21 protein-coding genes and 1 tRNA gene are annotated in these 24,258 nt (G+C 56.4%); 7 read left to right on the top strand and 15 right to left on the bottom strand.

What is annotated here, in order from left to right:
• Positions 1–15 precede the first annotated feature (15 nt).
• The 8 genes from AMR42_RS01940 to AMR42_RS01905 form a co-directional block, all read right to left on the bottom strand.
• Positions 16–363, bottom strand: coding sequence for an antibiotic biosynthesis monooxygenase (locus tag AMR42_RS01940; RefSeq protein ID WP_190354108.1), 348 nt, complete (start codon positions 361–363; stop codon positions 16–18).
• A gap of 251 nt (positions 364–614) precedes the next feature.
• Complete coding sequence (locus tag AMR42_RS01935; RefSeq protein ID WP_234406490.1) at positions 615–1,235, bottom strand: hypothetical protein; 621 nt, start codon at positions 1,233–1,235, stop codon at positions 615–617.
• Entirely contained in the window at positions 1,232–2,044 is an 813-nt protein-coding gene (locus AMR42_RS01930) for an ABC transporter ATP-binding protein (RefSeq protein ID WP_234406489.1), read from the bottom strand. Before AMR42_RS01930 ends, AMR42_RS01935 begins: the two co-directional genes overlap by 4 nt.
• Positions 2,045–2,093: 49 nt before the next feature.
• Positions 2,094–2,167 (bottom strand) — tRNA-Arg (locus AMR42_RS01925).
• A gap of 64 nt (positions 2,168–2,231) precedes the next feature.
• The gene (locus tag AMR42_RS01920; RefSeq protein WP_199858052.1) at positions 2,232–3,101 is read right to left on the bottom strand and encodes a DUF6816 family protein; all 870 of its coding nucleotides are present in this window, start codon (positions 3,099–3,101) and stop codon (positions 2,232–2,234) included.
• A gap of 4 nt (positions 3,102–3,105) precedes the next feature.
• Complete coding sequence (locus AMR42_RS01915; protein WP_099531776.1) at positions 3,106–4,146, bottom strand: permease; 1,041 nt, start codon at positions 4,144–4,146, stop codon at positions 3,106–3,108.
• Between the two features lie 140 nt (positions 4,147–4,286).
• On the bottom strand, positions 4,287–4,943 hold the full coding sequence (locus AMR42_RS01910) for a HEAT repeat domain-containing protein (protein ID WP_099531775.1): 657 nt from the start codon (positions 4,941–4,943) through the stop codon (positions 4,287–4,289).
• Positions 4,944–5,670: 727 nt separating this feature from the next.
• Entirely contained in the window at positions 5,671–6,615 is a 945-nt protein-coding gene (locus AMR42_RS01905; protein ID WP_099531774.1) for an alpha/beta fold hydrolase, read from the bottom strand.
• A 524-nt stretch (positions 6,616–7,139) separates the two neighbouring features.
• Between AMR42_RS01905 and AMR42_RS01900 the strand changes: the two genes are divergently transcribed.
• On the top strand, positions 7,140–8,186 hold the full coding sequence (locus AMR42_RS01900) for a hypothetical protein (protein WP_099531773.1): 1,047 nt from the start codon (positions 7,140–7,142) through the stop codon (positions 8,184–8,186).
• A gap of 69 nt (positions 8,187–8,255) precedes the next feature.
• Here the strand turns inward: AMR42_RS01900 and AMR42_RS01895 are convergent, their stop codons facing one another.
• Positions 8,256–9,491 (bottom strand): NAD(P)/FAD-dependent oxidoreductase, encoded by a 1,236-nt coding sequence (locus AMR42_RS01895; RefSeq protein ID WP_099531772.1) that lies wholly within the window; start codon positions 9,489–9,491, stop codon positions 8,256–8,258.
• A 306-nt stretch (positions 9,492–9,797) separates the two neighbouring features.
• Between AMR42_RS01895 and AMR42_RS01890 the strand changes: the two genes are divergently transcribed.
• Positions 9,798–10,325 carry a hypothetical protein gene (locus AMR42_RS01890; RefSeq protein ID WP_099531771.1) on the top strand — a complete coding sequence of 176 codons (528 nt, stop codon included), beginning with the start codon at positions 9,798–9,800 and terminating at the stop codon, positions 10,323–10,325.
• 129 nt (positions 10,326–10,454) lie between these two features.
• Here AMR42_RS01890 and AMR42_RS01885 read toward each other — a convergent pair whose 3' ends face one another.
• The 4 genes from AMR42_RS01885 to AMR42_RS01870 form a co-directional block, all read right to left on the bottom strand.
• Positions 10,455–11,609, bottom strand: a complete 1,155-nt coding sequence (locus tag AMR42_RS01885; RefSeq protein ID WP_158234318.1) for a response regulator — start codon at positions 11,607–11,609, stop codon at positions 10,455–10,457.
• Positions 11,610–12,367: 758 nt separating this feature from the next.
• Entirely contained in the window at positions 12,368–13,147 is a 780-nt protein-coding gene (locus tag AMR42_RS01880) for a DevA family ABC transporter ATP-binding protein (RefSeq protein WP_099531847.1), read from the bottom strand.
• Positions 13,148–13,216: 69 nt separating this feature from the next.
• Positions 13,217–14,512: an ABC transporter permease DevC gene (devC, locus tag AMR42_RS01875; RefSeq protein WP_234406488.1), complete on the bottom strand. Its 1,296-nt coding sequence runs from the start codon at positions 14,510–14,512 to the stop codon at positions 13,217–13,219.
• A gap of 128 nt (positions 14,513–14,640) precedes the next feature.
• Positions 14,641–15,951, bottom strand: coding sequence for an HlyD family efflux transporter periplasmic adaptor subunit (locus AMR42_RS01870; protein ID WP_234406487.1), 1,311 nt, complete (start codon positions 15,949–15,951; stop codon positions 14,641–14,643).
• 490 nt (positions 15,952–16,441) lie between these two features.
• Between AMR42_RS01870 and AMR42_RS01865 the strand changes: the two genes are divergently transcribed.
• Positions 16,442–17,047: a TetR/AcrR family transcriptional regulator gene (locus AMR42_RS01865; protein WP_199858051.1), complete on the top strand. Its 606-nt coding sequence runs from the start codon at positions 16,442–16,444 to the stop codon at positions 17,045–17,047.
• A 271-nt stretch (positions 17,048–17,318) separates the two neighbouring features.
• On the top strand, positions 17,319–18,035 hold the full coding sequence (gene folE / locus AMR42_RS01860; protein ID WP_099531768.1) for a GTP cyclohydrolase I FolE: 717 nt from the start codon (positions 17,319–17,321) through the stop codon (positions 18,033–18,035).
• 240 nt (positions 18,036–18,275) lie between these two features.
• Here folE and AMR42_RS01855 read toward each other — a convergent pair whose 3' ends face one another.
• Positions 18,276–20,006 carry a hypothetical protein gene (locus AMR42_RS01855; RefSeq protein WP_143472892.1) on the bottom strand — a complete coding sequence of 577 codons (1,731 nt, stop codon included), beginning with the start codon at positions 20,004–20,006 and terminating at the stop codon, positions 18,276–18,278.
• 288 nt (positions 20,007–20,294) lie between these two features.
• On the opposite strand from AMR42_RS01855, the gene AMR42_RS01850 reads away from it, so the two are divergent.
• The 3 genes from AMR42_RS01850 to AMR42_RS01840 all read left to right on the top strand — a co-directional run bounded on the left by AMR42_RS01850 (position 20,295) and on the right by AMR42_RS01840 (position 22,883).
• On the top strand, positions 20,295–21,230 hold the full coding sequence (locus tag AMR42_RS01850; RefSeq protein WP_099531766.1) for an Rpn family recombination-promoting nuclease/putative transposase: 936 nt from the start codon (positions 20,295–20,297) through the stop codon (positions 21,228–21,230).
• A 221-nt stretch (positions 21,231–21,451) separates the two neighbouring features.
• Positions 21,452–22,255 carry a glutathione S-transferase family protein gene (locus tag AMR42_RS01845; RefSeq protein ID WP_099531765.1) on the top strand — a complete coding sequence of 268 codons (804 nt, stop codon included), beginning with the start codon at positions 21,452–21,454 and terminating at the stop codon, positions 22,253–22,255.
• A gap of 100 nt (positions 22,256–22,355) precedes the next feature.
• Positions 22,356–22,883 carry a hypothetical protein gene (locus tag AMR42_RS01840; protein ID WP_099531764.1) on the top strand — a complete coding sequence of 176 codons (528 nt, stop codon included), beginning with the start codon at positions 22,356–22,358 and terminating at the stop codon, positions 22,881–22,883.
• A 71-nt stretch (positions 22,884–22,954) separates the two neighbouring features.
• On the opposite strand, the gene dprA is transcribed toward AMR42_RS01840, so the two are convergent.
• Complete coding sequence (gene dprA / locus AMR42_RS01835; RefSeq protein WP_234406484.1) at positions 22,955–24,190, bottom strand: DNA-processing protein DprA; 1,236 nt, start codon at positions 24,188–24,190, stop codon at positions 22,955–22,957.
• Between the last annotated feature and the right edge of the window lie 68 nt (positions 24,191–24,258).

The following is a 24,258-nucleotide window of genomic DNA, read 5'->3' as shown; positions in this document are numbered from 1 at the left end:
GCCTAAACCAATGGCCTAAACCGAAGCCAGGGGGCGATCAGCCGGTTTGGGATCAACTTTGCTGCACACTTCGTAGAAATTCGTGACCGGCGGTTTCAGGAAAAGGTGAGCCATTTTGGCAAAAATTGCCTCGCAAGCTTCATTGCGATTGGCATCCATATCATCAATGTTGTCCCAAAAGATCACCGCAATGCCGCGATCGCTGTTGGTCTCTTGCAGCAAATAAGCCCCTTCAAAACCCTGTTTGTAGGTGGAAACTGCCGCTTCAAACAATTGTTGAGCTTCGGCAAATTTGCCCGGCCGAAATTCCCCGATCGCCACGTAGGCATATTGATGCTTCAGGAAGTCTAGAAATTCGCTCATAATACTCGTCGAGTCCTAACGGTGCTTGCTTAAGGCCAGCCTAACTCGATCCCTTGACGCAACTGGAAAAAGCCGATCAAACATCACTAACTTGTAGCGAATTGAAATGCTTTGCAACCTCTCGGTTTGCTAACTTTACGAAGCAATAATCAAAGCGATACTAAAGGTCATAATCAGCCAGTTGGACGAATTGACTTTCGACCAGATTTTTTTAGTTAACTTGGTTAACTTGGCTAACTCGGTTAACTCGGCTAACGGCGCGATCGGGTGATTGCCCAAAGTCCCAAAAATCCCAAACCCACGCCACCCACACCCAACCACACCAGTTCCCCAGAATGCCATGGGGTCTCGGTGGTCGTTTCAGCGGTGGCGGCCACTGGTGAGGCGATCGCAGCGGCCACGGGAGCGGGACTGGTCGTGGGGGCAGCTCCGGCCAGCACGGTGGTTTCGTATCGAAACTCAAAGGGTTGGAAGTCGCCCGGTTGTTTCGGCTGACCTTTCAACACCAAGTCATAGGCCCCCGCTGCCGGAAACACGGTGGTTGCGCCGGGCATGTTTTGAAACCCTTCGGCGGCCTTGGGTGTGAGGGGCGGTTGCCAGGGTTGGGGGGCTGTCGGACTTTGCAAGCGGGGGCTGATGGTGAGTTGGCAGTTACAGCGATCGAGGGGGATCGTTGCGCCGCCTTTGCGAGTGAGGCTAAACCAAACGGTGGCCGGCTCCCCCGATCGGGGATTGTGGTCGGGTTCCAAGTGAAACAGGGCCGCCACGTCGGCTCCCGTCTTCACCTGGTGAGCCCCCGAGGGCCAGGCCAGGCCAAACCCCAGCCCGATCGCCCCCAAGCCAACAACCATCCAGCGAGCTGCCCGGCTCATGCGGCTTGCCCCAGATAGGCTTCCAAAACCCTTGGATCCGCTTGGATCATGTCCGGGGAGCCATCCGCTAAATTTTGACCATCCGCCAAAACCCACACCCGATCGCACAGGGACATAATCACATCCATGTTGTGTTCCACAATCAGGAAGGTCAGTCCTTCCCGATTCCAGGTTTGGATTCGATCGCAGATTTGCTCAATCAGGGCTGGATTCACGCCGGCCGCTGGCTCATCCAGCAACACCAACTTGGGTTGCACCATCAGGGCCCGTCCCATTTCCAGCAGTTTGCGCTGCCCACCGGACAGGGAACCGGCATATTCCCGCGCCATGTGGGCCAGGCCGATCGCCTCCAACAGTTCCATGGCTCGCAATTCCAAGTCCCGCTGCTGGCGACGGATGCGGTTGCTTTGGGTCCAAACTTCCCAAAACCGTTCGCCCCGTTGATCTTGGGCTGCCAAAATCATGTTCTCCAACACCGACAGCCGGGAGAGCACCCGCGCCACCTGAAAGGTTCGCACCATCCCCTGGCGGGCGATTTGGTGGGGCGACAGATTGTGAATGGGTTGCCCATCCAAAAACACTTCACCACTATCGGAGGGAATGAAGTTAGAGAGCAGGTTAAAGAGGGTGGTTTTGCCCGCGCCGTTGGGGCCAATCAGGCCGGTAATACTGCCCGATCGCACCTCAATGTTGGCTCCCTTCACGGCTTTCAGGCCCCCGAAGCTTTTGCAAAGTTGCTTGGCTTGCAGCAGGGGCCGAGCAGGCAGGGTTTCGGTCATTTGGGGCCGATCGCTGGTGGAAGGGGTCATGGCAACGGGCGACTCAAGGGGCAACGGGCCCCACGGGGCCCCACAAACACGGGACTGGCGGGATTCGAACCCGCGACCTAGCGCTTAGGAGGCGCTTGCTCTATCCATCTGAGCCACAGCCCCAAATCCAAATTTCAGACCGATTATAGGCGAATTTTTTGCGTTCCTTTAGTTAAGGCGGCGACGGTTACGGTGGTGGATTCACCTCAGGGGCGATCGCCTGGAGGGTCAATCGGTAATGGTAGAGGGCCACGGGGCGGTTGCGGGTCACGGAGGCATAGCGATCGCGTGGGGCCAGATAAACGGCCGTGAACTGATCGGCTTCGATCGCGTCCGGGGCAATGCGGCGATAATCCGTGGTGGTTTCCACCGCGTTGGCATAGACCGATCGCCCTTGCTGAGTACCCTCGTTTTGAAAGGACTGCACAATCACTTCCGTGGCCAGAAACCGCCGATCACTCGGTGTTTCGCTGGCTCGATCGGTCACGGTGGAAACCAAGGCCCGCTGATTAGCCAACTTCAAAATCTGCTCGTTGGGATTGCCCGGATCCGCCACCACCCCAGCAATGGCCCCTCGTCCCAGGTAAGCAGCGGCAATATTCAAACCGTTAAGGGCGCGATCGGCCACAATCGGGGCCCGATCGGGCGGCTGATATTTCCGTAGGGGAAAGGCACTCAGGGCCGGCGCAATGGTTTGGGGGCCAAATCGCACCGCAAAGCTCACGGGCTGTCCCAGGAGCGATCGATTGCTCTCAAAACCGGGAGTCACAATTTCCGGCGCGAACGGAGCCGACAACTCCAGCAACGTACTGGTGACCTGCCAATCACCCGCCACCCACGGGGGATAGATCAAGTCTCCGGTGGCGGGTTTGGTGGGGGGTTTGGTGACCCAATAGGGAAAAGCATTGACCCGATCGAGCAGGGGGCCCGCCTGGGCCACGGACGGCCAACCTAACCAAGCCATGAACCCCCAAAAAAGGGCCAAACCCAGGGCAATCCCCGGGGCAAACCAACGGCTGAACCCTCGGCTTGCCGATCGCTTCGATCGCCGCGTCACCCCACTACCACCCCGTTTGGAAATTCATAAACAGCCCCACAAAAAACGCCAACTGGGCCGCCAGCACGAACATATACAGCACCGCGCGGGGCCGAAAAATGGACAGAAGCAGCCCGATTGCCTTCAGGTCAATGATGGGGCCAAATACCAAAAAGGACAGCAAAGAACCGCTGGTGAACGCACCCGAAAAGGAAAGGGCAAAGAAGGAATCCACAGTGGAACAAATGGAGATCACCGCCGCCAACACCATCATGGCGATGATTGAGGTGACGGGCCCTTGTCCCAAACTGAGCACCACCTCGCGCGGTACGGCCACCTGCACCACCGCCGCGATCGCACTGCCCAAGATCAACACGCCGCCCAGTTCTCGCAGTTCCCGTACCACGTTCTCCAAAAACAATCGCCAGCGCTCGGCTCCACTCATGCGCTCGCGCGATCGATCCACCGCTAAGGACTGCATCGTGGCCAATGAAGACTCCAGCGGTTTGCCCGTGGTCACCCCTGGCCAGTAGGTTCCTGAGGTGAGCAAGCCCCGCTCCTGGGCCACTCGCTCAATGCCCGTTAACTCGCGCGATCGCAGCATGGAACGGGCCAAACCCGGATTCAGAAAAGGTCGTAAATCCTTTTGGGCCCCAAACACACAGCCCACAATCACCGCAATCAGCAAGGCCGCCAAAACCCGAAACACCACCAATTCGGGTCGATCGCGAAAGGCCGTCCAGGTGGCCCAAATGGCCACCGGATTGGCCGTGGGCGCAGCCAGCAAGAACCCCACCGCCACCGGGGCCGGAATTCCCTGCAACAACAGCCGCCGCGCCACGGGCACATTGCCACATTCACAGACCGGAAAGCAGAATCCCATCACGCTGCCCGCCAAGGCCCCCAAAACGGGATGGCGCGGCAGCAGGGAAATTAAGCGCCCTTCGTCAATGAACAGTAACAGCGCGCTCGAAAACACCACTCCCATGAGCAGGAAGGGCAGTGCCTCCACAATTAGGCTCAGGAACAGCGTAAAACCAGCGTTGAAAGCGCGATCGAGCGGCATTCAAATCTCCAAGCTCAAAGTCGGAAACTAACGAGGCCCAGGGCCCCATCGACCGGCGATGCTACGGGGCGATTGTACCGCACCGATACTAAAGAACTGACCGCCAGTCAGCCGCCCATTCGCCGCCGCCCGGCCGCCCATCAACCCAGTTGGGCCGCCGCCGCTTCGGATACCTGGGCGATCGCATCTTGGCTGAGGGTCTCCAACGCTGCCCGGGCCTGGGGTGCATCGAATTGCCCCAAGGTGAGGGCTAGCCGGTGGCGCACCTGCCAATCGCTGCTGTCCATAAACGGTAACAGATGGGGCAAGGCGCGATCGTCCGCCAACTCGCCCAGGGCCCCAATGGCCGCCAGCCGCTCCAACTCGTTGTCCGAAGCCAAGGCCGACAGCAGCACATCCACCGCCCGCAGGTCGCCCAATTCTCCCAGGGCCGAAAGGATGCTGAAGCGCACCAGCCATTCCCCGCTGGATTGATACAAGGCCACCAAGTCTTCGTAGGCCGCCGTCAGCTTCAAGCCACCGAGGCAGTCGGCCGCCGCGGCCTGCACGTCCGGTTCCGGATCCGACAGCAACCCCCGCAACAGTTCCAGCGATCGATCGGGATCTTGCCCGCCCAGGCTGTCAAACTGGCTCACCGCCGCATAGCGAACTCGGGTGTTGGCATCCCCGATCGCCAGTTGAATCAGCGCAAATCCTTGATCCGGCGGTAGGGCACGAATATCATTCACCGCCCGCAGGCGATCGCTCAAATTCTCAGAATGCAGCAACTCGCGAATTTGGTCAGGCGTGGCAGTCATAACAGCGTCATTTAAAGAACGTAGTCAAACAGAGATTCATTCAATCAACCAACAAACCAACAAACCAACCATCAACCCGGCCCCAATCCCAGCCGAACAATGGGCGAAACAGGCGATCGCCCTTGGGCCCAAAGATAGGGTGGCGCTTTCAGCAACTATACGGAAAAACCGGAGACGCTTCACGGCCCTGCGATCCCCGTCCAAGGACTTGGCAGGGCTTTCAGCGTTGGGATCGCCATTTCTTAAACATACTGACAGATCCCCAGGCAAGTGGTCGCATAAATTTAAAACATAAATTCAAGAGCCGTTACCTGAGATAGCAGCTCACCGCATTTCTGATACAAGGCTGTTATATTCATCAGCCATTACTCAACGAATGAGTAAACATTGATTGCAACAGAGACTATCCTCAAAAACTCGATGGTAGATTAACAACATGAAGCGAGAGAGCTTCAGCTCCGAAACAGCCTCCTAACGACTCCTGTTGAAGAGTCAATTGCAAATAGTTTGATTGCAAAACGCTGTTTTTCGTTCAAGATCGAGCAATAGCACCCTGCTGAGACGCTCATTTCTCCCCAGCTTAATTATCCAGGGAATTTCGGTTTAAGTTGCTGAAACAGCAATTTTCAACCTTCATGGATCCTGTGTGAATCATGGCAGTGTTGAGACCGAATCCGCTAAGGATCAACGTATGAGAGGAGAACAGAAGCAGTCTATCGCTTGGGTGCTATTCTCGTTTTTGGACTTGGGATTGAATCCAATTGCGCAAATAATCATCCACCAGATCCGGCACTTCATCATGGGGACAATGGCCCGCCTTTAAAAAGTGCTCCGTGATCTGATCGAAGTATTGATGAAACTGAGCCGATCGCGCCCTGGTTTGCATCCAAGGATCTCCTTCGCCCCACAGCAACAGCAAGGGAGATTGCAACTTGCCCAGGAGTTGATCAACGTTTTCACCCCGAGGGGATTTAAACACCGAAGCGAACACTTTCACGGCTCCCGGATCGCAAGAAGGGCGATAAATTTCTTCCACCAGGCGATCGGTCACGGCGGTTTGATCTAAATACACCTTTTGCAGGGTTTTGCGAATGGTGGATTTGCGTCTGGCATTTTGGAAGAGTAAATAGCTGGGCAACGGCTGCAACAGCACATTCCGCACCAGCGATCGAACCAGTTTTTGGAACCCATTGGGCTGAGTTTGGGTTGTGGTTTCCGTGAAAGGGCCCGCACTGTTCAAGAGGGCAACCCCACAAACCGATTCGGGATGATTGGCAGCCACGCAAAGGGATGCATAGCCCCCCAAGGAATTCCCGGCGATCACAACCGGCTGGCCAATCACCTGCTGAATGAATTCCTGGAGCTGCGCTTGCCACAGTTGACCGCTGTAAACCCAATCGGGCTTGGCCGATCGCCCAAAGCCCAACAGGTCGATCGCCCAGACTTCAAAGTCTTGCTGAAGATCCGCAAGGTTTTTGCGCCAATGATCCGTCGAAGCTCCAAACCCATGCACCAACAGAATGGGCGGTTGCTGGGGATGGCCCGTTCCCGATCGCACGTAGTGAATCGCTTGATCGCGCCACTGCCAAAACTGGCTGGGGGGTGCATCGGCCGCCGCCAACTGAGCACGGCGGTCAAGATTTGGGGCGATCGGGAGATTCACGGCAGTCATGGGGCTAGATTTAGGGAGCGATTATAAATTTATGTAAATATTCTAGCGCCAAGCTCAAATCTTGTCGCGATCATGGAACTTCTACAAGCCTCACACCAGTCAGGGTGTTATGAATTCAATCGCAATGTTCACCAGGTCAAAATAGATTAAAAGATTTGGCTGAAATAAGGATTAGCTCTATGGCAGATGCTAAAACAGAGTTTCTCTTGGGATCTGGATAGAGAGCGTTTTTTGGACAAGTTTGGACAAGCTTGTTCTGAGCGAAATATCGAATCACGAAATTCTGGCCCCTGTTCACAGCCGGTTTTTATTTACACACAGCGTCTCTTGATCTTGTTTGTAAATAAAAACTTGTGAGCAAAAGCTTGTGAACACAAACTTGTGAACTTGATCTTGAATAGTCAAAAGATTGCGCGATTAGCTTGCGCGATCAATTTGTCTGTTCTTTGAAATTTGAAACTGCTCCCCCCATTGGTCGGGAGCCAGTTTCGCTTACCCATTAACCCTAGTCAGGACTCAACCCAATGACAGCCTTGAATAGCTTGTTTGATGAATCTTTTTATCTGGCAGCCTATCCCGACGTGGCAGCGGCCGTTCGCAATCGTCAACAGGTCAGCGGTTTGCAACATTTTCTGAATTCAGGGATGCGGGAAGGGCGCACAGCCATCAGCCGGTTCTATAGCCAACCCGATCGGGAGTTGGCCTATCGTCAAGCCTATCCCGACGTGGATGCAGCCATTCGATCGGGTGGTTTGGCCTCCGGTTTGCAGCACTATTTCCAGTCAGGAGAATCGGAAGGTCGCAGCCTGTTTCCCCGCGCATTTGATGAGCAGTGGTATCGCAAACGATTTTCGGATGTGAACAACGCTGTCGCCCAAAAAACCTTTACTTCCGGATTAGAACATTACGTGCGGTTTGGGCGGGGCGAACAGCGTGCCCCCTCAACCTTTTTTGACTTTGACTATTTTCAAGCCTATCCCGATGTGAAAGCAGCCAGGGACAACGGCGCGGCGTTTTTATCCGGCTGGGATCACTTCAATCAATCGGGCCGCGTTGAAGGGCGAGTGGCCACATTTTCGGGAACCAAAGGTAATGATTTGGTGGTGGGCAATGGGGCCCTCGATACGCTCACGGGGGTCGAAATGGATGCGGGACGATGCTTTGCAGGTGGCACGTTAACCGGTGGACAATGCCGAGAATATCTCTCCTTGGGAGCCAATGAACTGGATACATTGACGGGCGGGCCCGGTGTGGATTCCTTTGAAGTGGGCCGCCAACTCACCACCCGATTTGGCATCAACTACAGCCCCTTTTACACCGCTGCTGGCAATTCAGATTTTGTGCGCATTCAGAATTTTGAACCGGGCAAGGATCGCTTAATTTTAGGAACTAAGCAGGGAGATCCTGGCTTTAATGTGTCAGGCACTGAATTTGTCAGCGCTCCGGATGGTGTTTATGTTTATGCCCGGTCTCCGTTTCTGACGGGTGGGGCTGACCTGATGGCGATCGTGGCAGGGGTTGATCTGGATGCTAGCGATGTGTTGGTCAGCACAACTTTCTTGGGTAGCTAGTTTGGAGAGCGGCTAGTTTGGGCTACCACTCTCCTTGCAATTTCCTGGTTTCTTTTGGTCACTGGTTCCTCAGCGCTGATCGGGATTGAGTTCGGCCAGGCGATCGAGCAGGGGCTTGGTCATCCAGTTCAAGCCCACCTTAATTTGATGTTCTAGGGTGGGCATTCGGTATAGATACACCAGTCGCCGCAGGGCATAGGCCAGGGGCCCATCCAATTGCACCCCCAGGCCAGTGAGGGTGGCGCTGGTGTTGCCGAGGGCCAACATTTCGCCCAAATGCTGATATCGGAACGGCAGCAGGGGCCGATCGCACAAGGAAGCCCAAAGATTCCAGCCCACATAGTCCCCCGCTTGCAGGGCCGCTTGGCCGGTGCTGGGCACGGGACTGCCTTGGGGATCGTTGGCATCGCGCATTTCGGCAATGTCCCCGAGGGCGAAAATTTCGGGATGGTCGATCGCCTGGAGGGTGGGTTCCACCAACAGTTGATCGCGACCATTTTTGGGCAAGGGCAACCCTCGAATCAGCTCAGGTACTCGGTTCCCCACCGTCCAAATGGTCAGCTCTACGGGAATATCTTCTAGGCGGCCGCGATAGTCGAGCATGATGCGATCGGGGCCGATGTCGCGCACGCTGGTTTCCCAATCAATCCAAATACCGCGCTGTTCTAAGGCCTTATCAGCCGCTTGGCGGTTAAAGTTGGGCGAATTGCGCAGAATTTGATCGCTTTGTTCAATCAGCCGCAACCGCCCTCGATCCTGAAGCCGATCGGCAAGTTTGCAAGCCAGTTCCACACCGCTGTAGCCGCCACCAACGACCGCCACTCGAATTTTGTCGCGATCGGTTGCTTCCAGGGCCCGCAGCCGATCTTCCAACCGATAGGCATCGGCGATCGACCGGAAGGGCAGGGCATGTTCCGCCGCGCCGGGGATCCAGTCCATCGGCGTTTCGCAGCCCAGGGCCAACACCAACCGATCGTAGGTCAAGGTTTGTGGTTGGCCGAAGACGGGGCTGAGGCTCACCTGCCGCTGTTGGAGGTCGATCGCCTCCACGGTTCCTTGCACAAACCGCACTTGGGTTCCGGCCAGCAACTCTGCAAAGGGCGGGGCCACCTCCCAAGATTGCAGCTCGCCGGTCATCAACTCATACAGCAAGGGCAAAAACACGAATCGATCGCCCCGATCGACCAACAGAATTTCCGGGCGATGATCCCCCCAATCCAAGCGATCAAGGCGGAGGGCCGCATACAAACCCCCAAAGCCCCCTCCCAAAATCACAATCCGTGGGCTAGTGCTGTGAGCGGTCATAGGCTGGCGAGAAATAGAACTTGAAAGCAAATAATCGATCAGCCCAAGGGCGCGATCGAGCCGGGTCATCCACAGCCCCCAACCCCTTCAGTGTAGAAAAGCTGTGGTCTTTTTGGGCGGTTCGCAGATCATTCACCGTGCATTCGCAAATTACTCACCGTGCATTCGCAGATTATTCGCAGCCCATTCGCCGTGCGTTCGTAGCCCATTCGCCAAGCCAACGCCAGCCGATCGCCACAGCATCGTCAAACGGAGTTGCCATCCTAAAAGAGTTCAGCGCCTCAACGCCATCAGCGCCCCAACACCATGCAGAAACTCTCTTCTCTCCAATTTTCGGGTCAACTGTTTTCGGCGGAAGCCCTGTTTCAGTGGATCGATCGCCTGTCCGATCGCCTGGGGCTGAGCCAGCCGCCCGTGGTCACCCGCGAACAGTTGCAAGCCTGCCCACCCCAGAGCCTCGGCCAGGAATGGATTGAGTTAGTCACTCGCAATGGCTATCCCTTGCTCACCAGCGGCCCCCGTCGCAAGCAATTGCATGATGCGATCCATGTGCTGACCGGCTATGACACCGACGATTGGGGAGAATTGGAAGTGCAAGTTTTTCTGTTGGGCTGCAAATTCCGCCATCTCCATCTGCCGATCGTGGCGGGTCTGTTACGGCGATTGGGGCGATCGGGACAACTGACCGGCCCATGGCGCGATCGAGTCCAGGCCGCCTATCGTCGCGGCCAAGCGGCCGCCGACACCTTCGATCCTGACAACTGGCCAGCTGAATACCTGCTGGACATGCCAGTGGTCACCGTCCGCGAATGCTTGGGAATTCCCGCTCAATAGCCTCCTCTGGTGGCCTGGTTGGGTGATCTGGTTTTTAAGGAATAACAGCGATTTCGTTATCAGTCGTCAAGTCCCTCTCCCGACTTGGGAGAGGGATTTAGGGTGAGGGTTTTGATTGAGGCAAGAGGTCTAGTTTCTCAATGGAGACGGGGACTTCGCAGTTCCCGCGCCACCGCGATCGCCCAAATATTTTTCCAACAGAGCCACAATCTTTTCCTTGCGAGGCGGTTTGGGCAAAAAGTCCGTAGAACCAACCAACTTGGCCCGCACGCGATCGACCAGCCCATCTTGGCCCGTCAAAATTGTGACCGGCGTATCGCGAAACCCTTCCAAACGGCGAATCTGAGTACAAATCTCATACCCATTCACCACCGGCATATTCAAATCCAAAAAGATGAAATCCGGCCGGTGTTTGCGCAACAACGGAATCGCCTGCACCGGATCCTGCGTTGACACAAACCGATAACCCGCATGGGTCACAATATTTTCTAAAGACCGACAAATCACCATACTGTCATCAATGCAGGCCACCAGCGCCCCCGCCGTTGGTTCCAGCAAGCCCGAAAGGGGATTGGGTAAATCTGGCAAGCTCCGAAATTCCACCGCATTTTGTTGCAAGAAATAGCGCAAAATGCGAATGGCCACCATCGAAGATTGTTGCAGCTTAACGTCAATGTCCCAAAAGGTTCGCTGACCATTAAACAGCGGCTGCAAACTATAAAAAGATGTGCTTTCCGTTTGTTCTTGAATTTTGGTATTCAAAGCCGACGAATCTTTCAACATCGGCGCACGATTGCTATAGTCCAAATCCAAACCCAGGAGTTGCCAGCGCTGCCAAAGTTGCTCTGCCACCTGCATCAAAGACTGGACTTCGCATTGTTCCAAAGTCACCTGGGATCCGGTGTCATGATCCAACAGGGGAAAGGGCTGCCAATTAAACTGCGGCTCCATCATGCTGGCCGCCGTAAAGAGCATTTCCTTGGCCGCCGTGCAAACAATATCGCGAGCTTGCTCTGGGTTAATTTCTTCGGCTTTCAGGCCACGGGCCAGGGTGAGCTGTTCCCAAAAACGCAATTCTGAAGGGCTGGCAAATTCAATCCGAATTCGGCTGGGGCGAAATTGCGGGCAACTGCGTTTGATGGCGCGGCTCCAGCGACGAACGCGGTGAATTTCGCAGGTGGGATAACCGAGTTTGCCACGGTAAAACGGGAGCAACCAGGTGTGCTTGGTGTCGGTAAGCGACAGAACACCCGAGAGCTGCTTGGCATTGATCGTTGTCAGCAACGCCCTCAGTCTAGAAATCCCTGATGTTTGCCTCAACATCAACTCTGCGTATCCTCGTACCCTCAATAATTGGCAATGGCTGATTCAGGTGGGTGACGATCGCCCTCGATCTTTGACTTACCCCAAGCATAAATCGATCACTGCGGGCGATCGGTTGTCTGTGATCAGTTGTTAGCGATTGTCTGTTAGCGATTGTCAGCGATCACTGGCGCGTGCTCGGTGGGCCTGTGACCAGTTGTTAGCGATCGGTGGTCGGTTACTGGTAAATCGGTTACTGGTGAATGGGTATCCGTGATCGTAGGCTTATTCGGCCGACCCGATCCGGGGGGTCACGGGTCGAATAATTGCTTTTTCGTTCGAAATCCGCAAAAGCCGGACTTTAAGCCACCAATTTTGCGACTAGGCGGAGACAACCTCAATAATGCCGAGTTGGCGAGCCTTGGAGGGGTTGGAAACCCGGTTGACTCGCGGCACAGCAGATGGATCACGAAGTTTGGCCGACTTTGACCATAGAAGATGGTTCAGACGATGGTGGGGTGATAGTTGCATCAACCCAACTTGGGTGCAACGATCGAGATCATCGATTCCACTGATCGGAGCAACTGGCGATCGGGGCGAATGGCTGAATGGCCGGTGAGGGTGGATAACGGCTGGGCGAATCGATCAGACTCGTGCCAATCAGGCTCATGCCAATCAGGCTCATGGAGATCGGGCTAGTTCAGATCGAGCTAGGTCAGAGCAGGCTAGTTCGGATCGAGCTAGGCAGATCGGGGCGTGGAAACAAGCCGTCCATCTTCAACGGAAACGAGGCGATCGGCAATATCAAGAATGCGATTGTCATGGGTCACCATCAAAATTGTGCAACCCTGCTGCTTGGCGAGACCTTGCATGAGGTTAACCACTTCCCGGCCAGATTGACTGTCGAGGGCGGCGGTTGGCTCGTCGGCCAACACAATTTTGGGATGGCTGGCAAGGGCGCGGGCGATCGCCACCCGTTGCTTTTGCCCACCGGATAAATCATCGGGATAGTAATCCGTGCGATGACCCAAACCCACAAGTCCTAGCATCTCGATCGCGCGCGATCGCATCTCCTGAACACCCCAACCCACATGCAGGGCCAAACTCATTTGCACGTTTTGGGCAGCGGTTAGACTGCGGTGCAAGTTGTGTGCTTGGAAGATATAGCCATTGTATCGTCGCGCCAAGACCAATTCTTCGGAGCTGGCCCCGTGGAGTTCTCGCCCCAACACGCTCAGGTGTCCTTCCTGGACGGAACGCAAACCGCCAATCAGCGTCAGCAGCGTGGTTTTGCCGGAACCGGAAGGGCCCGTCACCAACACAATTTCCCCGCGCCGAATTTGCAAATTAATCTCAAAGAGGACTTGTTTTTTCAGGTCTCCGTGACCAAACCAGTGATTGAGATTGGCAATTTCAATGGCCCAGTCGGCTTCGGGCACGCTGTTGATCGCTGTGTTCAGCCTGTCGATCGCTCCGTTTGGCTGTCCCGTGGCGGCTTGGTTGAGGATGGGGTGAGTCATGGTGGTTGGTTTGCCTGTCTGAAATTGCCGCACGGGTTGCCGTGCCGGTTGCCGCGCGGGTTGCCGCACCTAGAACATGTCTGCCGGATCCGCCGATTGCAAACGCCGCGAGGCGATCGCCCCCGACAAACAGCACATGACGAAGGTGACCATCAACACCAACAGCGCCCGCCCCAAGGTCATAAACATAGGCAAGTTGGTGGCATTACGGGTTAGGGCATATAACCCAGCGGACACGGCCAAGCTGGGCACAAACCCAACAATGGCCAAGATCAGCGCTTCTTCCAAAATCACGCCAATGAAATAGCGGTGGCGATAGCCCATGGCCTTGAGGGTGGCATATTCCCGAATGTGGTCGTTGACATCGGTGGAAAGCACTTGGTAAACGATGATTACGCCAATGCCAAACCCCAGGGCCACACCAAAGCTGAAGATGAACCCAATGGCGGTGTTTTTGGCCCAGTAGTCCTTTTCAAATTGCACAAATTCTGCTTTGGTCAGCACGTTCACATCGTTCGGCAAGGCGGCTTGCAATTGGGTGCGCACGGTGACGGGATCGGCTCCCGGTTCCAGGTAAATCAGGCCGATGCTGACGCTGCCAGGATCCCGCCGGGGAAAGGCCCGCAAAAAGTTGCGATCGCTGGTGAGAATGCTGCCGTCGGCGGCGAAGGACGCGCCCACTTTGTAAGTACCAATGACCTCAATTCGTTTGCGATCGAGGTCGGTCTGCACGGGTTGGCCCCGATCGAGCTGGGCAATGGTTTTTTGATATTCCCCCCGGGCGGCGCGATCGAACAGATAGCGATCTTGCAGCTTCAGATCATTTTGATGCTGTTGAATTTCAGGGAAATCAAAGGCCGGGCGATCGGGATTGGTTCCCAAAATCAGGATTTGTTTTTCCTTGCGGGTTTCGGGATTTTTCCAGTTGCTAATCGTGGCATAGAGGGGATCCGCATTGGCCACGCCGGGGATCGCTTCCGCTTGAAACAGACGACGACGGGCAAAGCTGGATAGGCCAATCAGGTTGCGGGCCTGGGCGCTGATCAACACCACATCGGCGGTGATGGCCCGGTTCAGCCGGGTGTTGCTGTCATAAAGGGCATTTTGGAACCCCAGTTGCATAAAAATCGCCAAGTCCGCGAAGGCAATGCCCGCCAAGGCCGTCAGTAGCCGTCCCCGATCGTGCCGAAGCTGTAGCCAACCGAGGGGAATGCGACGTTGCAGGGCCGCAACCCAAGCGGGGGTCGTCTTGGTTTCGGGATTGGGGCGAGGTTGGGGGGCAGCTCCCAAGTCAGCCGTGCCGGGAGCCAGAGATTCAGGGGCTGAGTCGGCAGAGCGAGTGAGGCGATCGAGCATGATGGGCATCCATCCCGAAGGGTTCTCAGGCAGCGCGGGCAGCGATTGGGGCAACCCGGCTGCCAACGGTGCGCAAAAATTGCAGATCAGGGCGTGCTAGGCAGCCCGATCAATCAAGACCGGGGCCAAGACTGGGGCTAAGGCTGGGGCAGGGATTTCAGGTCGATGGTGGCTTTTACTTGCAAATTGGTCAGATTGGCCACCCGCTGACCGTCGGTTGGCTCCAGCCGAATTCGCACTTCCACCACGCGCTCATCCAAATTGGCAGAGGGATCAACATCGCGGGTGGTTTGTTTGCGCACCTGCAACCCCGATCGCACCACCGATCCTCGCAGTTCACCGGAAAATGCATCACTCGTGATGGTGGCCGTTTGCCCCACGCGAACCTTCGGTGCATCGGTGTCATACACTTCCGCCACCACTTCCATGAATTGGGTTTGACCCAAATCGGCAATGCCTTGGCTACCGACCAATTCGCCGGGCCGAGCATAGATTTTCAGTACCTGACTGTCTCGGGGAGCGCGAATGACGGCACGGTTGAGATCCGCCCGGGCCTGCTTGGCGGCGGCAATCGCAGCGGCCAGGTCTGCTTCGGCCACCCGCAAATCCGTGGGGCGCACCTCCGCAATTCGATCGAGAGTGGCCCGAGCGGCGGTGAGCTGAGCCACGCCCGTTGTCCGGATTCGATCGAGGCTGGCCTGGGCTTCCACCACTTTTTCTCGATAGGAAGCGTCGATTTGGGCCAAATTAGCCCGCGCTTCCACCAACCGAGCACGGGCCGTATCCAAGGTGGTGGTTTTGCTGTCCCGTTGGGAGGCAGAAATCGCCCCCGTGCCATAGAGGCTGGCATAGCGATCGGCTTCCACCTGGGCGTTGGCTAACTCCGCTTCCAAACGGGCGATCGTGGCCCGTTGGGCGGCCAGTTGGGTATCCCGTTCCGCCAGCAGTCGATCGAGCGTGGCCCGTTGGGAGCGCCAATCGCCATCCCGCTGGGCCCGCACCCGATCGATCTCTGCCGACTGGGCATTCAGTTCGCCCCGTTTGGCCCCGGCTCGCACCCGATCAAGGGCCGCTTCCGCCGAATCCACCTGGCGATCGGCCCGTTCCACCGCCGCCGCCAACCGTTCCGCCTCATCCAAAACCGCCACCACCTGGCCCGCCCGCACCCGATCGCCCTCTTCCACCAACAGGCGGGCAATTCGCGAATCAGTGCTCGAGGGCGGAGCCGCCAGCGTAATCACCTCCCCCGCTGGCTCCAGTTGCCCCAGGGCCGTCACCACCGTTGGCGACGGCAAGGGCGTAACCACCGGGGCCGGAGTTTCCGCTGCCCGGCTGCGCAACAACACCGCTCCCCCACCCACCAAAACCACCGCTCCCAGGGCGATCGGAATCGTCGCTTGAGTCCATTGACGGGGATTGAGCAATTTCCAAGGAACCGGACTGGTCACGATGTCGCCCTCCGAATCTTGTGCAGCGAGCTGTGGAGTGAGAGAGGTATAGCAGGTAATCAAACTGAACTGTCTAGTTCAATTTTGAGTATAGCTAGACTAAACCGTTTAGTACAATAGGAATTAATGAGAAATTCATCCCCAGTCGTGATTTGCTGACTCAAACCCTCCAAACCCTTAACCACAGCGGTCTTTTGCTGCTTAAGACCACCTGATGCAATCCAAGGCGATCGCCCACTAACCTTTAATGACTGCCCAGGAGAGAGTTAAGGTTAAAACCTTGCGCAAGTGCCATGGGTTGGAACCCATCAAAAATCAACGCACATCACCCATGAATCACCCGTGAGTTAACGGTTACACCGCATCCATTCTGTCAATCAGTTCCGTCAATCATTAATCCTGTCAATTCTGGGCAGGAAGATCCTGGGCAGAGACCAGGGCAGCCCAGCCCCCCTTGTTCAATTCCGTTGCTACTTTGTAGGTGATGACCATGTTCGTTTCGGCTGCGCACCCGATCGCCCCCCTCAGCAAAAAACGCCAGATCCTGGACGGAGCCATGAAAACCTTCCTGGCCAAAGGTTATGCAGGCACGAGCATGGATCGCGTGGCGGCCACCGCAGGCGTTTCCAAAGCAACGGTTTACAGCCACTTCCAAAGCAAGGAAAGTCTCTTTGGGGCACTGGTGGAAGAGCTGGCCCGCAGCAAGTTTCCGGAAATGTTTGACGAAACTCTCTTGGGGGCTGACCCACACCACTTTTTGCGGCATTTGGCCAATCTCTTCATCTTCAAGGTGGGTCAGGACGAAGGACATATGGCCTTCATTCGCCTGATCATGGCCGAGTCGGAGCGGTTCCCGGAGCTATCCGAACTGTTTATTCGAAATTTTTGCCAGCGCGGTTGCGAAGCCCTCACCAGCTACTTAGCAGCCCATCCGGAGCTAAAGATTGACGATCCAGAAGCAACCGCCCGCGTTTTTATTGGTGCTCTGGCCCACTTCAACATTACGCAAGAGATGCTGGGCGGTAAGCACCTGGTTCCCATGGATCCCCAGCGCGTCATTGATACATTGCTGGCCATGATTTTGCGCAATCCCTAGCCGGTGGCTCCCCATTCCCCGCGCTGGATCCATCGACAGGATTGATAGATTTTTTTTATAGATTTCATCAGGCCCAATTGATTCAGAAATCCATCAACTCGATCGCCCCACTCATGCAGATCGATCGCCTTGAGCTATCCAAACGCCGGGGATCGTGAATTGGCCGGGTTTCGCCGCCAGCCGCCAAAAAGTATTACCATTTTTTAACAGAGACTCAGTGTTTGGAGCACTGCGAGTTCTTCTTGGAAGGATTTCCCTCATTATTTCAATCATGACTATCGCCGCCTCTAATGCGATCTCAAATGGGATGGTTAATCCCAATAGTTCAGCCACGGAAGACGAGGGCAAAGGGCTTTTAACCCGTCCCGATCGCAACACCCATGACGGACAACCTGTGCAAGTGCACCAGCCTCCAGCAGTCAGCAAGGATGACATGATGGACGCGGTACGGACGATTCTGTTAGGGGTTGGTGAAGATCCCGGTCGCGAAGGGCTGCTGAAAACCCCGCACCGGGTGGCGGAGGCCATGCGTTTCCTCACCAGCGGCTATGACATGTCGTTGGAAACATTGGTCAATGGGGCCATTTTTGATGAGGGCCACAATGAAATGGTTCTCGTTCGCGACATCAACTTCTTCAGTCTTTGCGAACACCATATGCTGCCCTTCATGGGCCGGGCCCATGTGGCTTACATTCCCAACCAAAAGGTGGTGGGCTTGAGCAAGTTGGCTCGGATTGTGGAAATGTATGCCCGTCGTTTGCAGGTGCAAGAACGTCTAACCCGTCAAGTGGCGGAAGCGATTCAAGAAGTCCTGGAGCCTCGGGGGGTGGCTGTGGTGATGGAGGGAACCCACATGTGCATGTCGATGCGTGGGGTACAAAAGCCGGGTTCTTGGACGGTGACCAGTGCCATGGTGGGTGTGTTCCAAGAAGACCAAAAAACCCGCGAAGAGTTTCTGAACCTGATTCGGCATCAGCCGTCGTTCTAGGTTTTGAGGCAGGGCACTGAGGAGCTGTTATCAGATCCTCGATCGTCTAAATCCTGCTGGTGCGAAGTCGTGAGGAGCCGGGGGTTAAATCCCTGTTTACCCGTTGCGAAATCGTGAGGGACAAGGGGCTTAAGCCCCTTGTCTGCAACTTGTCTAGAAGCTTTCTGCAACAGGTTTCTGGGGCAAATTTACTAGCGTCTTGGTCTATCGGCTTCTGCGCCCAATGAGCTGAGATCTGCATCATTGCCCGATCGGGGGTAATTCTGGGGCCGTTGGGGGAAGCGTTTGGGCCAAGCAGTTGGCATCTAAGAGCAAGAGTCCCTCTTGGGATTGAGCTGCCAAGCAGCGATCGACCCGTTGAGCCAGCGCCGATCGCTGGCCACGGGCTAACCAGCGCCGAGCTTCTCCATAGGCGGGTTGGTATTGCCGTAACCAGTCATTATTTTCCAAATAGTCGCGATCGAACGCGCCTGGATCCAGTAACCAGTGAGTGGGTTGATATTGGGCGATCGCGGCTTGCAACAGGCTGAGATCAGGGCTGTATTGGGCCCGCAGCAAGGTCTCCACACGCGATCGAAACTCGCGGTAATAACCCCAGTGGTAGGGAATTGCAAATTCGGCCCCCACCAAAACGGATTTACCGGCAAAGGTGGGGATGTTGCTGGCTTCGCCGGAAAGGGTGGCAATGCGCGTGTTGTTTGGATAGTCAGCCAAAATTTCATAGAGATCCGGTGCCTGGCCGATCACGTAGTTCGCTTTCGGGAACCCGCGCACGGCCAACGGATAGGCAACTAACAGCCCGATCGCCCCGAGCGTGAGACCCCAAGCCAGGAGTCGCCGCTGTCCTTGGGCCCAAGTCCAAAGCCGATCGAGCAGCAACACCAGCACAATTGCTGTGGCGATCGCCAAAACCGCTCGCAGGCCATGTTGGGTGTAGCGACTGGGCAAGTGCAACCGAAACAGCAACAGGTGGGCTAACCCAAAGCAACCGAAACTGGCCAGGGTCAACAACGGCAGAACTTCAATGCCCGATCGCACTTGAGACCAGAGGGGAAACCGATCGCGCCAGCGCCAAATCAGGGGCAAGCCCAACCCCAAAACCAGCAAAGGCGGCTCCAGCGGCGGTTGAATGCCGCTGCGACCCGCCGACAGCCAAAAACGCCCAAAATCTTCATAGAAAAAGCGCGACCGCCCATTGGGTAAAAATTCTGGCAACTGACGTGCTTGATCAACGGTGATGGTGGGGCCAAAGGTAGAAGCATTGGCCGCAAAGGGCAGCAACACCGCCACACAAACCCCCAACCCGATCGCCCAAATGCGCCAATGGGCCTCCCGCCGCCAGACCCCGATCGCTAAACGCAGGGTCAACATGGCCGCCGTCACCAAAACATAGTGGGGATAAAAACCCCCCAACAGCCCGATCACCAAACAAAGCCCCCAGGGCGATCGCTTCACCCAAGCCCACAGCACCATCAAAAACAGGGGATTCAAAAAAGCCCGCGCCGTGCCCGAAGCCAAATCGTCCTTCAGCCAAAGGTTTTGGAGAAACAGTAGCGCCGCCACAAAACCGGCAAAGGGAACCGGCAAAATGGCTCGCGTGACGGCCCAAGCCAATCCCCCGATCGCGCCACTGAGAATTAACGGCCACCCCTTGGCCGCCGTCACCGCTCCCCAATCCATCACTTCCGGGAACCAGTAGATGGCTCGAAACCCCCAGGGGGCAACGGACTCAAAATAATCCGCAATCCAATCGCCCGGAAACGCATCCGGGTGACTGAGCCGCAGCATCCAGAACAAATGTTGCCGACCGTCATCGGCCACCACATAGGGATCCGCAAAGGCTTCCGGCAAGATAGCCAAGCCATAGCCCAAGCCGAACAGAACACTGGCAATCCACCAGAGCCGATCGACCCAACGGGCTGGCTCGGGGTCAATCAAAAGCTGTCGAAGCCGGGCGATCGCAGACATCATGGAGGTTTGGAAAAGGGGGCCAGGGTGTTGAACCGAATGTCGATCGCCATCAGTCATGGGTTCATCGATGAACCCATGAACAACAACCCAGAGCAACCCTAGCGCCAATTTCAGTGCAACGAAACGAAGGGGTTTGTGCTGATGGTGCTGTTGATTAGCCCATCTTGCCAGGCGATCGGCCCCTCGGGATCCTTCGTTTCCCCCTAGCACCACTTCCCCAGCGGTCATTCAGATCCCAGACATCTGGTTTAGGCTGGTAATGAGCGATCGCAAAACACCCTGTGAACCATGGGCTTCATTGACCCAAAAACGGATTTTGGCTTTAAGCGAATCTTCGCTTCTCCTAACAGCAGGCCCATCTTGAAAAGCCTGCTCAATGCCCTCATTTATGATGGGCAACTGCGGATTCAGGATCTGGAAATTTTAGATCCCTATCAGCAACCGGAAATTCCCGATTTTAAGTTGAGCATTTTGGATGTGAAAGCTCAGCTTGATGATGGCTCCACCGTGATTATTGAAATGCAGGTGGCCAAGGTGGAAGCCTTTATGCAGCGAATTTTGTATAACACCACCAAAGCCTATGCCAGCCAACTGGGACGGGGTAAGTATTATTGGGATTTGAGGCCCGTGATTGCCGTCACCATCACGGACTTTATCTTATTCGACGATCCAGAGGTGGATCAGTCCTTGCCCATTTCTCGGTTCAGCATTCTGAATGAAGAAACCCACGCCCTTTGCACCTCGCAATTGCGCTGGATTTTTGTGGAATTACCGAAATTTGGTAAGGATTTGGTGGACTTAGAAGGGCTGGTCGATCGCTGGTTATTTTTCTTGCAACGGGCCGGGGAGTTGCAACAAGCGCCTCCAGAATTGACCAGCGATCATGATTTACAGTCAGCCCTAGACATTGCCAACGAAAGTCAACTGTCTCCGGCGGAGTTGCGCTTTTTTGAGGCGGAACTCGATCGACTGCGCGTCATGCAAGGGCAAATCTTCAGCGCTCGGGACGAGGGCCTTGCGGAAGGACTAGCCGAAGGGCTGGCTGAAGGGCGTGCTGAGGGGCTGGCAGCAGGGCGTGCTGAGGGGATCACCTTAGGTGCAAAGCAGCGAGAACTGGAAATTGCCCGCGAGCTGCTGAAAACGCTGGATCCGGAAACGGTCAGCCGGGTGACGGGCTTGTCGATCGAGCAAGTGCAGGATCTGGCCCAAGCCGATGATCCTTAAAATTGCGCCAAAGTTGCGCCAAAAATTGCACCCAAATTGCGCCGGGTTCATTAAGACCAAAACACCAAACTCAATGGGTCTTTTCGCCCCCAGCAAACCAAGGACAAATCCCCAAAGGGCGAAACCCTTGCCTTATACTGCGATCAAACGCTCCCCGATCGCCCAAGAGCTAACGGGAGCAACGATTCGATCGGCTCTTTGAACCCACGCCGCAAACTACCATGCTGGAACTGTACCAATTTGAGTTGTCGGCTTACTGCGAGAAGGTGCGCCTTGCGCTGGACTACAAGAGCCTGGACTACCGCAAAGTTGAAGTGACTCCCGGAGTCGGGCAAATTGATGTTTTTCGGTTGTCGGGCCAGCGCCAAGTGCCCCTGCTGAAGGATGGCAACGAGGTGATTGCCGACTCAACCGCGATTTTGAACTATCTCGATCGCGCCTATCCCGATCGCCCCCTGTTGCCCCCCAATCCTGCCGAGCGGGCCTTGGCGACGGTGCTGGAAGCTTGGGCCGATGATTCGCTCTATGCCGATGCCCGCAAGGTTTTTCTGGCAACCCTGGGGCAAGATCCGGGCTACCGCACGGCCCTGTTGCCGGATGAAACGCCGGATCCGTTGAAGACCCTGGTGGGCTTCATTCCCGGCGAGGTTTTTGGGGTGATGGGAGCCGGTGTGGGTCTCACGCCAGAGGTGCTGAAAAAGGCTAAGGACAACCTCAGCCGCGCGATCGAAAGTCTATGCAGTCTTTTGGAAGCAAATCCCTACCTGACCGGCAGTCAACCCACCCTGGCCGATGTGGCGGTGGCAGCGGTAAGTGTGTTGGTGAAAATTCCCAGCACGCCCTACTTTGATGTGCCGATCGGGCTGCGCGGGCGCGGCATTCCGGGCATTGCTGACAACCCGGCCTATGCTCGCTTCTTTGACTGGCGCGATCAGTTCTATCGTGACTTTCGCACGCCCTTGACCGGTGCGGCCAGTGCCAGCTCCAGCAGCAATGCCGGGCCCACGACTATCTCGATCGACTAGGGCTTCAGAGCATGGTTCGATCGAGCATGATTCTGCCTGAAACAGCTCGATCGAACCCACTAAACCCCGATCGAACCCGATCAACCTCATCTCCATCCCTATGCCGACTGCTCGCCGGGCCCGCCCCGATCGCCCTGCCCGATCGCCCCGATCCTCCCGATCGCGGGTGACGCTGCTGTCGTTGTGGCAATCGCGGCGGGCGGCCCGCAGTCGCAAGGTGTCTCCCCTGCCGCCCAAGCCGCCACTACCGCGGCCCATTCAGCGCCTGAAGCGAATTCAGCGTTGGTCGGCCATTGCGGCAATGGTTTCGATCGCTCTGGCCGTGTTGGTTTATGCCCAAACGGTGCAGTTGCAACAGGCTTGGACAATGGACTATCGCAAACTCCAAAGTCTTCAGCGCCAAGAACGAGATTTGCGCGTGGCCCTGGAGGTGTTGAAAGACAAGGTGGCCCGCCAAGCGGCGGCGACCGACTCCACCTTGCAACCCCCCCCACCGAAACAACTGATTTTCCTGAAGCCCGCCAACACGACGGAAGCCACCGGCCGATCGCCCAACATGCCCGCAGCGTTGCCACCGGCCACGGGTGAGGGACAACAACCCACCGAACCCAAACCGATCGGCTACTGATTCCCGGTTGTGATTCTCAATCCTGCGATGGTTACGGATCACCCCTTGGGCTATTGAACCGCCACTCAGGCTTAAGCTCGGCGGTAGCGCATTCCCGGCAAGTTTTCCACCAGGCCCAATAGCTCCAATTCCGTAAGGGCAGCCATCACGTTTCCGGGACTGAGGCCGCTGGCCGCCACGATCGCATCCAGGGCCGTGGGGGTTGGGTCGATCGCCCGCAAAACGGCAGCCGGAGCCGGAGCCAAGTTTGGTGGTGGCGGCGTTGGGGCGACGGCCGGCTTGGCCGTTGGGGTTGGCCCAGAAGCAGCGGGCCCCGGAACGGGCGATCGGGCGGTTTCAATGACAGTGGCGGACTCCGCCCGATCGAGCTGGGGCAGGGCCCCCAAACAATCCAACAGATGGTTTTCGCTCAAAATGACCTGCGCCCCGCTGTTAATCAGCTTCAGGCAACCGGCCGAAAGGGGCATGTCCAATGACCCGGGCAACACATAAACATCTCGGCCATAGTCGGCCGCTTGGTTTGCAGTGATCAATGCTCCCGATCGCTCGCCGCCTTCAATCACGATGGTTGCCCGCGCCAGCCCCGCCACAATTCGGTTACGGCGTGGAAAGTGGGCGCGATCGGGCCCCGTGCCGCTGGGATATTCACTGAGGGCAAACCCGGAGCCGGGATAGTCAAACGCGCCCACAATTCGACCATAGAGATCGCGGTTGCCCGTGGGATAGACCCGATCGACCCCGGTTCCCAAAACGGCAATGGTGCGCCCACCCGCCGCCAAACAAGCACGATGGCTTTCCGCATCCACCCCCTCTGCCAACCCAGAAACAATGCCAAACCCCGCTTTGGTGAGACAGGTGGTGAGCCGATTAGTCCATCGCTGGCCATAGTCCGACGGTTGGCGCGTGCCCACAATCGCCACCAGAGGTTGCGTTCCCTGAAGTTCCGCCGGGTGGGGTTGGCCTCGGTAATACAACAGAGCTGGGAAATCTGGCAACTCCCGCAGCAGTTGGGGATAGTCTGGATCGGCGGGAGTCCAAAACTGGGGATTTTTTTGAGTCCAATCGGCCAAGAGCTGCTCAGGGTCGATCGCCGATCGCCCGGCCAGGATCTTCGCCAGCCGTTGGGGGCCGATGCCTTCGATGGGGGTTAAGTCCCCGGGCGCTGCCTGCCAAGCGGCGGCCAAGGAACCGAAGGCCCGCTGGAGCCGCTGCAAGAGCACAGGGCCCACATCCGGAACCCGCGACCAGGCCAACCAGGCAGCTCGCTCCGTGGAAGGTGCAGTGGGGTGCGATCGGGACAGATTCAAAACAGATTCAAATTAGGAGGGCTAATTAACAGTGAACAGATTTGGTATCAACCGATTGGTATCATAGG

This window comes from Limnothrix sp. PR1529, assembly GCF_002742025.1.
Taxonomy (GTDB): Bacteria; Cyanobacteriota; Cyanobacteriia; order CACIAM-69d; family CACIAM-69d; genus CACIAM-69d.
Note: the sequence above shows the minus strand (reverse complement) of the source record. Positions and strands in the feature narration are given on the sequence as shown.

What these genes read in the sequence shown, in the direction of transcription:
- AMR42_RS01940 (WP_190354108.1), bottom strand. Translation starts at nt 363, where the DNA reads ATGAGCGAATTTCTAGACTTCCTGAAGCATCAATATGCCTACGTGGCG.
- AMR42_RS01935 (WP_234406490.1), bottom strand. Translation starts at nt 1,235, where the DNA reads ATGAGCCGGGCAGCTCGCTGGATGGTTGTTGGCTTGGGGGCGATCGGG.
- AMR42_RS01930 (WP_234406489.1), bottom strand. Translation starts at nt 2,044, where the DNA reads ATGACCCCTTCCACCAGCGATCGGCCCCAAATGACCGAAACCCTGCCT.
- AMR42_RS01915 (WP_099531776.1), bottom strand. Translation starts at nt 4,146, where the DNA reads ATGCCGCTCGATCGCGCTTTCAACGCTGGTTTTACGCTGTTCCTGAGC.
- AMR42_RS01910 (WP_099531775.1), bottom strand. Translation starts at nt 4,943, where the DNA reads ATGACTGCCACGCCTGACCAAATTCGCGAGTTGCTGCATTCTGAGAAT.
- AMR42_RS01905 (WP_099531774.1), bottom strand. Translation starts at nt 6,615, where the DNA reads ATGACTGCCGTGAATCTCCCGATCGCCCCAAATCTTGACCGCCGTGCT.
- AMR42_RS01900 (WP_099531773.1), top strand. Translation starts at nt 7,140, where the DNA reads ATGACAGCCTTGAATAGCTTGTTTGATGAATCTTTTTATCTGGCAGCC.
- AMR42_RS01895 (WP_099531772.1), bottom strand. Translation starts at nt 9,491, where the DNA reads ATGACCGCTCACAGCACTAGCCCACGGATTGTGATTTTGGGAGGGGGC.
- AMR42_RS01890 (WP_099531771.1), top strand. Translation starts at nt 9,798, where the DNA reads ATGCAGAAACTCTCTTCTCTCCAATTTTCGGGTCAACTGTTTTCGGCG.
- AMR42_RS01880 (WP_099531847.1), bottom strand. Translation starts at nt 13,147, where the DNA reads ATGACTCACCCCATCCTCAACCAAGCCGCCACGGGACAGCCAAACGGA.
- devC (WP_234406488.1), bottom strand. Translation starts at nt 14,512, where the DNA reads ATGCCCATCATGCTCGATCGCCTCACTCGCTCTGCCGACTCAGCCCCT.
- AMR42_RS01865 (WP_199858051.1), top strand. Translation starts at nt 16,442, where the DNA reads ATGTTCGTTTCGGCTGCGCACCCGATCGCCCCCCTCAGCAAAAAACGC.
- folE (WP_099531768.1), top strand. Translation starts at nt 17,319, where the DNA reads ATGACTATCGCCGCCTCTAATGCGATCTCAAATGGGATGGTTAATCCC.
- AMR42_RS01855 (WP_143472892.1), bottom strand. Translation starts at nt 20,006, where the DNA reads ATGATGTCTGCGATCGCCCGGCTTCGACAGCTTTTGATTGACCCCGAG.
- AMR42_RS01850 (WP_099531766.1), top strand. Translation starts at nt 20,295, where the DNA reads ATGGGCTTCATTGACCCAAAAACGGATTTTGGCTTTAAGCGAATCTTC.
- AMR42_RS01845 (WP_099531765.1), top strand. Translation starts at nt 21,452, where the DNA reads ATGCTGGAACTGTACCAATTTGAGTTGTCGGCTTACTGCGAGAAGGTG.
- AMR42_RS01840 (WP_099531764.1), top strand. Translation starts at nt 22,356, where the DNA reads ATGCCGACTGCTCGCCGGGCCCGCCCCGATCGCCCTGCCCGATCGCCC.